Consider the following 11,361-nt stretch of genomic DNA (forward strand, 5'->3'; position numbering starts at 1 on the left):
GGTCGAGCTCGACCGCCGCAGCGTCACCGCGGCCGTGCACGCGATGGACACGCAGCAGTGGTCAGCCCTTGACCGCGGAGCCGGCGACCCCCTGGACGAACCACCGCTGGAAGAACGCGAAGACGACCAGGACGGGCAGGATCAGCAGGACGCCGAAGGCGAGGACCTGTCCCCAGTCGACCGGCATCTGCCCCTGGAAGACGCTCATCTCCAGCGGAAGGGGCCGCACCGCGGGGTCGGAGACCATCAGCACGGGCCAGAGGAAGGCACCCCACTGGGTGAGGAAGGTCAGGATCGCGACGGAGGCGAACACCGGCTTCGACATCGGCACGATGATCGCGAAGAAGGTGCGCCAGGGGCCCGCGCCGTCGATGCGGGCGGCCTCCTCGATGCTGGGCGGGATCGCGCGGAAGAAGGTCGAGAACTGATAGACGGAGAAGGCGTTGGCGATGAACGGGACGGCCTGGATGTAGACGGTGTTGCGCTGGTCGTTGAACAGGTAGAACAGCGGGACGGCGACCGCCTCGAACGGCACGAGCATCAGGAGCAGGACGAGGGCGAAGACCGCGCCCTGGCCGCGCCACCGCAGCCGCGTCAGGCCGTAGGCGGCCATGGAGTTGACGATCAGACCGCCGAGCACCACGACGGTGGCCAGGAGCAGTGAAATGCCCATGAAGCGCCAGAAGTAGCCGGTGGCGTCGGAGTCGAAGCTGCTGAGGACGGCCCGGTAGTTGTCGAAGGACAGATGGGTGGGCAGGAAGCCGGTCAGTCCGTTCAGGACCTGGTCGGAGGGCTTGAAGCTGCCGAGGATCAGGTAGAGGACAGGCAGGACGAAGACGAACGCGAGCACGCCGAGGACGGCGTGGTCGGCGAAGCGGCGCAGGGGTGTGCGAGTCATGATCAGTCCTCGTTGCCGGGGCGGACGACGCGGCGCTGGATGAGGGTCAGGGCGACGACGATCAGGAAGAAGACGACCGTGATCGCGGCGGCCTGGCCGATGTTGTTCTGGTCGAAGGCCGTGGTGACGGCCTGGTACATCACGGTGCGGGTGGCGTCCTCGTCGAGCCCGCCGCCGTGGACGAGGACGTAGACCTGGTCGAAGACGCGGAAGGACAGCACCGAGGTGAGCAGGGCGACGAAGACCAGGGTGCTCCGGATGCCGGGCAGCGTGACGTGCCGGAACTGCTGCCACCGCGTGGCCCGGTCGAGCTCGGCGGCCTCGTAGAGCTCGCCGGCGATCTGCTGGAGGCCGGCGAGCAGGATGACCATCTGGAAGCCGACGCCCTGCCACACGGACAGCACGATGACCGAGGCCATGGCGGTGAGGCTGTCCCCGAGCCAGTCGAAGGCGCCCCAGTGGCCGAAACTGACCGCGTGCAGCGCGGAGTTGAGCAGGCCGTCGCCGCTGCGGGCGAGGATGAGCCGCCAGATGACCGCCACCAGGGCCATGGGGAAGACGACCGGCAGGAAGAACAGCGACCGGAAGACGCCGATGGCCTTGAGCTTGCGGTTGAGCAGGATGGCCAGCGCCAGCGCGAGCCCCGTCTGCAGCGGTACGACGACCACGGCGAAGGTCAGGTTGTTCAGCAGGGCCCGCAGGAACGGGCCGGACATGTCGGGGTCGGTGAAGATGCGCCGGTACTGCTCGACGCCGAAGAAGCGCGGCGGGAGCGGCGAGCCGAGCCGCACGTTGTAGAAGGACAGGACGACGGCGTAGACGAACGGCACGGCGACGAAGGCGATCAGTCCGCCGAGAGCGGGCGCGGACATCAGCAGGCCGTGCAGCGCGTCGCGGTTCCGGCGCCGGGGGCGTACGGGGGCGGGGGTGGTCGGGGGTGCACTCGGCTTCCGCCGGTCCGGTGCGGCGGGTGCGGGGTTCACGATGGTCACGGTAGGGGTCCTCTTCCCGGCCGGGAGGGACGGACGCTGTCAGGGTGCGTACGCCCCTCCCGGCTGCTGGATGCCGGCTACGGCAGCTGGTAGCCGTCGTTGTCCGAGAAGTCCTGGTCGATGGCGCGGGCGGCCTTCGCCAGCGCCGTCTTCGGGTCGGCGCCCCCGTAGACGTCGCTGAGCGCCTGGCTGAACTTGGCGGTCACCGTGGGGTATCCGGCGGTGACCGGGCGGGTCACGGCGACGCAGGACGTGGTGATGTCCCGGTCGCCGCACGGCTTGGCGAGCTGGTCGGCGAAGAGCTGAAGCGGGCCGCCGGGCCGGTACAGGCTGCTCTTGGCGAGTGCGGACCGGGTGCCGGGAGGAGCGCCGTTGGCCTTGGTCATCGCCGTGACGTTGGTGTCGTCGAGCAGGGAGTCGAGGAAGGCGCCGGCGGCCTTGCCGTTCTTGGTGGCGGCGCCGATGCCCCATTCCCAGGAGCCCTGGCCGGTCTTGGGGCCGTTGCCGAAGTCGGGCAGCGGCAGCACGACGAGGTCCTTGCCGAGGGCTTTGCCGTAGGCGGGGTACATCCAGTGGCCGACCCAGCTCAGGGCGACGCGGCCCTTGGCGAAGGCGTTACCGTCGGTGTTGGGGTCGGTGTACTTCTTCCAGGACTGGAAGGTCTTCAGCGCCGACACCACCGCCGGGCTGTCCAGGGCGCCTTGGGCCTTGCCGTCCTTCAGCAGCGAGCCGCCGGCCGACCAGACGACGGGGGCGAAGCCGTAGGTGCCCCACTCGTTGGCGAACCCGTTGCTCTCCTGCAGGTCCAGGCTCTTGCCGTCGGGGTCCTTGGCGGCCAGCTTCTTGACGGCGTCGGTGAACTCGGCCGCCGTCCAGGCGTCGGACAGGCCCTTGGGGTAGGTGATGCCGGCGGCGTCCAGCAGCTTCTTGTTGCCGTAGACGCCGAGCCCGGAGTCGTACATGCCCAGCCCGTACTGCCTGCCGTCGACGCTGCCCTCGGCCTTGATGGCGGGCGTGGCGTTGGCCAGGGTCTTCGCGGAGACGTAGGAGCCGATCGCGGCGAGCTTCTTGTTGTAGACGAAGTTGGCCATGGTCGGGCCGTCGAACTCCATCACGTCCGGCAGCTTGGCGGCGTCGGTGGCGGTGATGGTCTTGGTGTAGTCGGTGTCGGGGATCAGCGTCAGCTTGACCTTGACCTTCTTCTGCGAGGAGTTGAAGGTCTGCACCGCGTTCTGCAGTGCGGCGGCCTCGCTCGCCTGCCCCTGGTGGGCCCAGACGGTGATAGTGCCGGTGCCGCTGCCCTGTTCGGCGGAGGCGCCGGTGCCGCTGCCGCCTCCGCAGGCGGCCAACGCGGCCAGGGGCAGGGCGAGTGCGGCGGCCGTGGCGGCCGTACGGCGGGATCTCGGGGTGCCGGGATTCATGCGGGATGCCTTCCGGTGTGTGGCGCGGGTGAAGGGGGGTGGTGCGCAGCTGTGGGGGTTCGGGACCGGCCTCGTGCCTCACGGCGACGAGGGCGAGGGCTCCGTGCGGGGGACCTGGCCGGGGGCCGGGTCGGTGTCGGCGCTCGGCTCCTTGACCGTGAGCGGCAGCAGGTGCCAGGCGTCGACCGTGTAACTCAGGCGCGTGTGGGGCGCGGTGCGGGCCTGAAGGCGCCAGGGGCCGTCGCCCGTGGGGTAGAAGCGCAGGGTGAGCACCTGGCCGGTGGTGGTCAGGAAGACCTCGGCGACGGAGTGGTCGACGACCAGGCGCAGGTCGACGGGCCCCGCGGTGGGGCAGGGCATGCGGTAGGAGCCGCGGTGGGCCCGGTCGTCGGACGAGGCGTGGTCGCGGTCGACGACCAGTTCGCCCGCGGCGGCGTCGAGGCGGAGGTCGAGGTACTCGTCCGGACCGGTGAGCAGCCGCAAGGTCCCCACCCCGGACGTCTCCAGACGGGCCGTCAGGTCGAAGGCGCGTCCCACGCCGCCCAGTTCGACGGATTCCCGGTGGACCGAGCCTTCCGCGTGCAGCGTGTGCTCGCCGCGCAGGTCGAGGAGTTCGGCGGCGGGCCGCTGGTGCAGCGTGCCGTCGGCGGCGACGCGGATCTCGCGGGGCAGGGTCAGCACGCCGGCCCATCCGTCCGCGACCGCCCAGTCCTCCTCGCGGGCCTCCGGGGACCAGCCCCACAGCAGCCAGCGGTCGCCCGGCGCTCGCAGCAGGGCGGGTGCGTAGCAGTCCGGGCCGTGGTCGACGAGGGCGGGCGGGCCGGCCTCGAAGACGCCGTCGTGCTCCTCGCCGATCAGGGCCGTGACGCAGCGGTCGCCGTCATGGTCGTTCCAGGCGCTGAAGACGAGCGCCCCGGGGCGGCCGGATCGCGGCGGCAGGTACTGGGGGCACTCCCAGCCCTCGCCGGTGTGCAAGCCGGTGCTGCCGACCGGCTCCTGCCGGCGGGCGTCGAAGGGACCCCGCGGCGTCCATGTCTCCAGGTCCGCCGACTCGTACAGCAGGGCCGCGCCCCGGCCGTCCGCGAGGGCGGCGCCGACCAGCATCCGCCACCGGCCGCCGTCCCGCCAGACGTAGGGGTCGCGGTACATGGTGCAGTCCTCGGGCCAGGAGGGGATCAGCAGGTCGGCGCGCGGGGCGAAGGTCAGGCCGCCGTCGAGGGAGGTGGCGGTGGTGACCGGCTGGTGCTGGGGCGAGCGGTCCCGGCGGTGGGCGGAGTAGAAGACGACGAGGCGGTCGCCGTCGGAGACGGCGTTGCCGGAGAAGCAGCCGTCGGCGTCCACGCCGCCGGGGTCCGGGGAGAGGGCGATGGGCAGCCGTTCCCAGCTCAGCAGGTCGGGGCTGCGGAAGTGACCCCAGTGCATGTCGGCGTGCGTCGCGCCGTACGGGTTGTACTGGTGGAAGACGTGGTAGTGGCCGTCGTGGAAGACCAACCCGTTGGGGTCGTTGATCCAGTTCCGGGGCGGCCGCAGATGGGCGACGGGCCGGTACGGATCGCAGGGCGCGGTGGACACACGCGTGCCTTTCGATATGTGCGGCGGAGCGGGCGAGGACGGGCGGCCGCAGGGCGCGGCCGGCCACGATCGCCTCGTGGGACTCCGTGAAGGTGGCCTCCCGCCGCGCCTGCCGAGGGCTCCGTGGCACGGCGACGGACGCCGGGTCCGGCGCGCGGCCGGCGGCGAGGTGCGGGAGGGGTGGTGTGCGAGCCGGCCGACGGGCCGGCGGGGAGCGCGGCTCAGTACTCCGCGGCGCTGTCGTGAATCAGCCGGTCATGGCGGTGCGACGGCTCGTCGAGAATCTCGGGGGACATGTGTACCCTCACTGTGTTCCACGTACTGGCAGGACCGACGACCGGTTGCGACGGTCGCCTGTCACGGTGCGAGAGCTTCGCCGTCCCGGGGTCAGAGTCGGGGCGGCGAAGCGACCGATGCCCGCGCCACCAGCGGGCAAGGCAGTTCTTCCTTGATGTCCGGGCCCGGTGGCCGGCCCGAAGTCCTGGTGAGTGCGAGCAGTTGGGCCACGGCCCGTGCCCCCATCTCGTAGTGCGGGAGCTGAACCGTGCTCAGCTGCGGGTGAACCGACTCGCAGACCAGCTCCTGGTTGTCGAACCCGATGACCGACAGGTCGCCGGGGATGGACAGCCCCAGTTCGGCCGCGGCCCGGTAAGCGCCCGCGGCCATACGGTCGTTGAAGCAGAACAGCGCCGTCGGGCGCTGATCCGCCGCCAGCAGGCGGCGTGCGGCCCGGTAGCCGGTGTCCACGTCACCGCCGACGGTGTTGAACGGCACGGCCGTCTCGGCGGCGACGAGCGACGGGTCGTAGGCGATGCCGGCCTCGGCGAGCGCCTTGCGGTAGCCCTCCAGGCGGCCGTTGCGGGCGGGAAGGTCGACGGTCTGCACGGTCACACCGATCCGGCGGTGGCCGTGGTCGATCAGCTCGCGCACCGCCACGTAACCGCCCTGGACCTCGTCGGGCACGACGGAGGGGATGGCGGGGTCGGGCGAGCCGGCGTCGAGCAGCACGGTGGGCGTGGCCCGCAGCGTCTCCGGCAGGGTCACGATCCGGTGGTACATGGCCGCGTACAGCACGCCGTCCACCTGACGCTGGAGCAGCATGTCGATGCTGGTGCGCTCCAGTGCGGCGTCGCCGCTGGTGTTGACCAGCAGCAGCACCAAACCCTCGGCAGCGGCGGCCTCCTGGGCTCCCAGGATCATCCGGCCCGCGTGCGGGGTGGTAGCGATCTCGTCGCTGACGAAGCCGATGGTCTGCGACCGCTGTGTCCTGAGCCCGCGGGCCAGTCCGTTCGGCGCGTACCCGAGCTCGTCGGCGGCCTTCCAGACGCGCTGACGCGTCTCCTCGCTGATCCGCTTGCCCTCGACCCGGTTCAGGACGTGCGACACGGTCGCGGTCGACACACCTGCCGCCGCTGCCACGTCCTTGATCCCGATCCGGCGCGCCATGTCCCCTGCCCAAAGTGGTGGATTCCGGTCTGGCTAATCGTTTAGCCAACCGCGTGGACATGAGAGTGCCGTCACTGGCGGGCCACTGTCAATGGCTCGTTACGAACTCGCGGCCACGAGGTGTCCGCGCCTCGGGGGCGGCACTGCGGCACGTGGGCGGGGCGGGGCGACCGCTGGGAGCGCCCCATCGGACCAGAAGCGAGCGCGGGACCGGTCGCCTCAGTACGTCACCGCGCGGGTAGCCGCGCGTACCCAGTCGGCCACCGGCAAGGCGGAGAGACGGTGTCGGACCGTCAGCCGACGCGCGTGATCGGCGGGCACTGCCAGCGCGCGTCGACGACTTCGGGGCGCGGCAGGTACCTGCGCAGCGCGACGAACCAGGCGTATGCGCGACGCCAGTCGCTGACCGCTTGCGGCGCGGGGCCCGTTCCTGCGGAAGCCATCACCGCGCTCCTCTCTGTGCTCAGCGGCACGCGAGCCGGCTCAGTTGGCACATCACGCAGTCGTAGTCGCAGCCCGGGTTGAGTCCCACGGTCGCGCGACTGAACTGGTACGGGCCCGGCGACCGCATCAGGATCGCCTCCACCGCGGGGCTTTCGTGCAGGTCGATGTCCCAGTGCTGCACGGCAGCATCGGCGAGGCAGGACGGCACGGTCTGCCGCTCGGCTACCGCCGCTGCGATCTCTCTGAACTTGCCACCGCCGACCCGGATGACCTTGGAACCACCCGGGCGCATGACGATGTTGGTGCCGCCGAACGGTGCGGCGACGAGGGTATGCACGGCGCGATTCCCTTTCCGAGGGGTTCTGGACGAGCGCGCGAGCCGGGACTACCAACCGGCCCCTCGGGGGCGTAGGGATGCCTGCTGTCCCGGGCGGTTCGACCGCCCGGGACCGGCGCTGGTGCCGGCGGCGCGGGAGGTGAGGAGGTGCACCCCCACCCCGCCGGGGTCTCAATGCCGAAGGCGCGGTTCCTCGCGCATTCGGCAGCCTCCGGCCGGCGCGAGTTCACCGGGACGCTCGAGCAGCGCCAGCGCGGCGCGCACGACTACGCCCAGGTCCTCCAGCCGGGCCGCCGCGTCCGAGCGTGGCGCCCGCTCGTCGAGGACCTCGCCGACGTGGCGCAGCACAACAGCCGCCAGCGGCTGCATGGTCTCGCTCATCCGCGGCACGAGCGCAGCCAGTTGCGGGCCGAGCTTGCGGACGTAGCCCTCAAGTTCGACGGCGAGTTCCTCCGTCTCCTTTACCGTCGGCGCAGGGTTCCACAGCGCGCGCTTGCACGCGTCGCGCATCCTGCTGTTGTCGACCTCGGCTCCGTCGCCCACGGGGCAGCCTCCTCGTTCCAGCCGTCGCCCACCGCGTCGCAACGGGCTCGTAGGCACCCCCACGACACTTACCTCTCCCGACGTGTGTCGGACATGTGCGCATCGGGGATGGTTCGCCACATCGGGTGAAGGCCCATGCGGCACAAGCCGTCGCCCTGCCGTCGCCAAGGGGTGCCTCATCGGATCCCCCGTAGCCGCTCCACGTCGGAGACCTGCCTGCGGTACCAGGCCGGGTCTGCGCGTGCACCGAGCGGCGGGAGCCGGCGGCGCCGGACGAGGCCGCTTCCGGCGAGAACGCCGGGCACAGGCCCCTGCCCCTGGTAGGTGTCAGTCGCTGGCCGACCGGCCTTCCGGCCGGTCCTCGATGCCGTGGGCCATCGCCGCGACGCAGGCGGCGACGGCGAGGTAGGCGTTGGCGTCGGCGCCTGCGAGGCGGACTTCAAGGTGCGCGCCGGGGCCGTGGCCGGTGACGCGGACGGCACAGCCGCGGTGGTCGCAGCCCCAGTTGAACCGGGTGGCCACCATGACCCACGTCTTATCAGCAGGCGTACCGGGTGTAACCGTCCTGGCCGTCGTCCGCATCTACAGGAGTCAGCAGAGACTGGCCGCACGCCTGGCGAACATCGAGGCCGAGATCGCCGCGGACAAGATCGCGCGCCTCACACAGCAGCCGGCTCCCGCCCTGCCGGCGGAAGAGGAGGAACCCGCCGAGCCGGCACGCCGCAGACGCCATCTCGCTCTCTACCTCGGCGGCGGTGTCGCCGCCGTCCTCAGCTCCCTGGGCGAGCGTCTCCGCTCTTCGTGGCGGCGAAGCCCCGCTCTCACAGCGACCGGCACCGTCGCCGTCGTGGCTGCGGCGTCCACCGCCGCGGCTCTGTGCCTCCGGTCCGACGACACCGGGCCGGACGCTCCCAACGCGCCGCAGCCCGCCACGGTCGCCCGCCACGGTCTCGGGGACCCTCCGCGTCGGCGCCTCGGACTGTTCCGGCCTGGCGACCGGGCCCGGTTCGCCGGACAACGACCGGGCCGGCGCGAACGACAGCAGGCATCAGACCACGGAGATCAGCATGACCGGGCCCTGACATCCGGCGCGGGGGAATCGCCGGAGCGCAACGTCAGCTACGACGCGAAATCCCCGTCGCTGAATGCCGGTCGCCCCTTGAGGCCCACTACGTCAATCTCGCCCCAGCCCAGTCCGGGTGACGCGGGAACCAGTCCAAGTGACCCGGGGCCGGGGGGCCTTCTCATCATGCAGGTGGGAGCGGTTCTGCCCGCGTAGTCAGTGGTGGGGCGGGTGGGACTCGAACCCACGGCCGACGGATTATGAGTCCGCTGCTCTAACCGGCTGAGCTACCGCCCCATAGCGGCGTGTCGCGTACATGTGTGCGCGCCGTCTGCCGCAGCATAGCCGCTCATACGATCTCCTGCTTCGCAGGGGCGACTTCGCATGCCCTTCAGGACTCCGCCGTGACCTGCACGGTTCCCCCGCGCGCGGCCGGACATGAAAAAGGACCCCGCGGGGTCCTCGTTCAGCATGCTCCCCCGACTGGACTCGAACCAGTAACCTGCCGGTTAACAGCCGGCTGCTCTGCCAATTGAGCTACGGAGGACCGAGCTCCCCCGACTGGACTCGAACCAGTAACCTGCCGGTTAACAGCCGGCTGCTCTGCCAATTGAGCTACGGAGGAATGCCTCGTTGCATCGAACGCACCTACCTGGGTATTCGCCAGGGGGCGGGCGCTCGCTGCGACACATACATTAGCGCAAGCAGGGGGGTGCTCCGCCAATCGGTATCCCCCATGGACGGAAGGGTGGCTCCCCCATGCGCTACAAGCTCACGTTCGTCGTCGGCCTGGCACTGGGTTACGTGCTGGGCACGCGCGCCGGACGCGAACGCTACGAGCAGCTGAAGAAGTCCGCGCGCCAGGTCGCCCAGAACCCGGCGGTCCGCAACACCGCCGAGACGGCCGCCCAGCAGGGCCGCCAGTTCGCGGGCAAGGCGTACCACGTGGTCAGTGACAAGGTCGGGGACCGCGTGCCGGACTCGGTGACGGACCGGGTGCGCTCGCTGAAGGGCCGGCACACCAACGGCACGGGTGAGGACGACTGGGGCACCAGCAACACCTAGGCGTACCTCGCCGCGAACTCCCGCGGCCCGTCGCCCATAGAATTTTCGCCATGGGGATAGTCGCCGGGCTGGACAGTTCGCCCGATTTCACTCGCATCGTCGTCTGCGACACGGACACGGGCGCCGTACTCAGGCAGGGGTATGCCCCGCACCCGCTGGACGGCGACCGCCCCGCCGACGTCGATCCGCAGGCCTGGCTGCTCTCCCTCGGGGAGGCGGCCGGCGGCGGGCTCCTCGAAGGCGTGCAGGCCATCGGCGTGTCGGCGCAGCAGAACGCCGTGATCGCGCTGGACGCCCAGGGCAACACGGTGCGCCCGGCGATGGTCGGCGGCGACCGGCGGACGCAGGTCGCGGCCGCGGATCTCATCGACGCGCTCGGCGGCCGGGAGGCGTGGGCGCAGGCGGTGGGGTCCGTGCCGCAGGCGGCGCAGCCCGTCACCAAGCTGCGCTGGCTCGCCAAGAACGAGCCGGACGCCGCGCTGCGCGCCGCGATCCTGATGCAGGCCCACGACTGGCTGGTGTGGCAGCTGCTGGGCCGTCCCGTGCGACGGACCACCGACCGGGGCGGCGCCTCCGGGACCGGCTACTGGTCGGCCGCCACCGGCTCCTACCGCACCGACCTCGTGGACCTGGCGCTCGGTCACCAGGTGATGCTGCCCGAGGTGATCGGCCCGGCGGAGGCGGCCGGTACGACGCCGGAGGGGCTGCTGATCTCCGCCGGGACCGGCGGGACCATGGCCGCGGCCTTCGGGCTCGGGATCGGGCTGGGCGACGCGGTGGTCTCGCTGGGCGCCTCGGGGTCCGTGATGGCCGTGCACCCCGAGGCCCTCGTCGACGGCACCGGGATGATCACCGCCCTCGCCGACGCGACCGGCATGCACTTGCCCGTGGTGACCACCCTGAACGCCGTGCGGACCCTGCGCGGGACCGCCGAGCTGCTCGGGCTGCCGGACCTGGAGAGCCTGTCCGACCTGGCGATGAAGTCGACGCCCGGCTCGCACGGACTGGTGCTGCTGCCCTATCTGGAGGGCGAGCGCACGCCCAGCCTGCCGCACACCGCCGGGACCCTCGCGGGCCTGCGGCGCGAGTCGATGAAGCCCGAGCACCTCGCCCGGGCCGCGTTCGAGGGCATGCTGTGCGGGCTCGCCGACGCGCTGGACGTGCTGCGCGGCCGGGGCGTCGACGTACGGCGGATCTTCCTGCTCGGGGCGGCCGCCGAGCTGCCCGCCGTGCAGGCGGCGGCGCCCGCCCTGTTCGGCGCGCAGGTCGTCGTCCCGCAGCCCGCCGACTACGCGGCGATCGGTGCCGCCCGGCAGGCCGCGTGGGCGCTGGGGGTGTCGCAGGGCGCGCTCGACCCGCGCAATCCGCCGGCCTGGCAGGGCGCGGCGGCGCAGGTGCTGGAGCCCGGTGAGGAGCTGGCGGTCGGGCAGGCGGTGCGGCAGCAGTACGTGTCCGTGCGGGAGCAGACCCATCCGGGGGCGTTCCGGGCGTAACGGTGGGCGGTGGAACGTAAGGATCCGGTAGGAGCCGCAACCGAAAGGCCGTACGAAAGCGCGCTCTCGGCTTAATCGGTTGAGGTA

General features: G+C 71.5%; 11 protein-coding genes and 3 tRNA genes. 2 read left to right on the forward strand and 12 right to left on the reverse strand.

The window, feature by feature from the left end:
• Nucleotides 1-61: 61 nt before the first annotated feature.
• The 12 genes from LN251_RS06940 to LN251_RS06995 form a co-directional block, all read right to left on the reverse strand.
• Entirely contained in the window at nucleotides 62-898 is an 837-nt protein-coding gene (locus tag LN251_RS06940) for a carbohydrate ABC transporter permease (RefSeq protein WP_458243605.1), read from the reverse strand.
• A 2-nt stretch (nucleotides 899-900) separates the two neighbouring features.
• Nucleotides 901-1,881, reverse strand: coding sequence for a carbohydrate ABC transporter permease (locus LN251_RS06945; RefSeq protein ID WP_458243606.1), 981 nt, complete (start codon nucleotides 1,879-1,881; stop codon nucleotides 901-903).
• Nucleotides 1,882-1,967: 86 nt separating this feature from the next.
• A complete protein-coding gene (locus tag LN251_RS06950) occupies nucleotides 1,968-3,311 on the reverse strand; it encodes an ABC transporter substrate-binding protein (RefSeq protein ID WP_458243607.1) in 1,344 nt (447 codons plus the stop codon).
• A 78-nt stretch (nucleotides 3,312-3,389) separates the two neighbouring features.
• Nucleotides 3,390-4,883: a glycoside hydrolase family 32 protein gene (locus tag LN251_RS06955; protein WP_458243608.1), complete on the reverse strand. Its 1,494-nt coding sequence runs from the start codon at nucleotides 4,881-4,883 to the stop codon at nucleotides 3,390-3,392.
• 387 nt (nucleotides 4,884-5,270) lie between these two features.
• The gene (locus LN251_RS06960) at nucleotides 5,271-6,329 is read right to left on the reverse strand and encodes a LacI family DNA-binding transcriptional regulator (protein ID WP_458243609.1); all 1,059 of its coding nucleotides are present in this window, start codon (nucleotides 6,327-6,329) and stop codon (nucleotides 5,271-5,273) included.
• A 293-nt stretch (nucleotides 6,330-6,622) separates the two neighbouring features.
• Nucleotides 6,623-6,772, reverse strand: coding sequence for a hypothetical protein (locus LN251_RS06965; protein ID WP_458243610.1), 150 nt, complete (start codon nucleotides 6,770-6,772; stop codon nucleotides 6,623-6,625).
• A 20-nt stretch (nucleotides 6,773-6,792) separates the two neighbouring features.
• Nucleotides 6,793-7,110 carry a hypothetical protein gene (locus tag LN251_RS06970; RefSeq protein ID WP_458243611.1) on the reverse strand — a complete coding sequence of 106 codons (318 nt, stop codon included), beginning with the start codon at nucleotides 7,108-7,110 and terminating at the stop codon, nucleotides 6,793-6,795.
• A gap of 171 nt (nucleotides 7,111-7,281) precedes the next feature.
• The gene (locus tag LN251_RS06975) at nucleotides 7,282-7,653 is read right to left on the reverse strand and encodes a hypothetical protein (protein ID WP_458243612.1); all 372 of its coding nucleotides are present in this window, start codon (nucleotides 7,651-7,653) and stop codon (nucleotides 7,282-7,284) included.
• Nucleotides 7,654-7,980: 327 nt separating this feature from the next.
• Nucleotides 7,981-8,178, reverse strand: a complete 198-nt coding sequence (locus LN251_RS06980; protein WP_458243613.1) for a hypothetical protein — start codon at nucleotides 8,176-8,178, stop codon at nucleotides 7,981-7,983.
• Between the two features lie 758 nt (nucleotides 8,179-8,936).
• Nucleotides 8,937-9,013, reverse strand: a tRNA-Ile gene (locus LN251_RS06985).
• 177 nt (nucleotides 9,014-9,190) lie between these two features.
• Nucleotides 9,191-9,263: transfer RNA gene (locus LN251_RS06990), tRNA-Asn, on the reverse strand.
• A 5-nt stretch (nucleotides 9,264-9,268) separates the two neighbouring features.
• Nucleotides 9,269-9,341: transfer RNA gene (locus LN251_RS06995), tRNA-Asn, on the reverse strand.
• A 134-nt stretch (nucleotides 9,342-9,475) separates the two neighbouring features.
• Here LN251_RS06995 and LN251_RS07000 point away from each other — a divergent pair.
• Together LN251_RS07000 and LN251_RS07005 are read left to right on the forward strand one after the other, a co-directional pair.
• A complete protein-coding gene (locus LN251_RS07000; RefSeq protein WP_142151804.1) occupies nucleotides 9,476-9,781 on the forward strand; it encodes a YtxH domain-containing protein in 306 nt (101 codons plus the stop codon).
• Between the two features lie 50 nt (nucleotides 9,782-9,831).
• Nucleotides 9,832-11,274 carry an FGGY family carbohydrate kinase gene (locus tag LN251_RS07005; protein WP_458243614.1) on the forward strand — a complete coding sequence of 481 codons (1,443 nt, stop codon included), beginning with the start codon at nucleotides 9,832-9,834 and terminating at the stop codon, nucleotides 11,272-11,274.
• Nucleotides 11,275-11,361 lie beyond the last annotated feature (87 nt).

The sequence above is a fragment of the Streptomyces sp. MAI_2237 genome (assembly GCF_054189285.1).

Bases quoted from the DNA above. Each gene is read 5' to 3' on its own strand.
- LN251_RS07000 (WP_142151804.1), top strand. From the start codon at position 9,476: ATGCGCTACAAGCTCACGTTCGTCGTCGGCCTGGCACTGGGTTACGTG.
- LN251_RS06960 (WP_458243609.1), bottom strand. From the start codon at position 6,329: ATGGCGCGCCGGATCGGGATCAAGGACGTGGCAGCGGCGGCAGGTGTG.
- LN251_RS06950 (WP_458243607.1), bottom strand. From the start codon at position 3,311: ATGAATCCCGGCACCCCGAGATCCCGCCGTACGGCCGCCACGGCCGCC.
- LN251_RS06965 (WP_458243610.1), bottom strand. From the start codon at position 6,772: ATGGCTTCCGCAGGAACGGGCCCCGCGCCGCAAGCGGTCAGCGACTGG.
- LN251_RS07005 (WP_458243614.1), top strand. From the start codon at position 9,832: ATGGGGATAGTCGCCGGGCTGGACAGTTCGCCCGATTTCACTCGCATC.
- LN251_RS06980 (WP_458243613.1), bottom strand. From the start codon at position 8,178: ATGGTGGCCACCCGGTTCAACTGGGGCTGCGACCACCGCGGCTGTGCC.
- LN251_RS06940 (WP_458243605.1), bottom strand. From the start codon at position 898: ATGACTCGCACACCCCTGCGCCGCTTCGCCGACCACGCCGTCCTCGGC.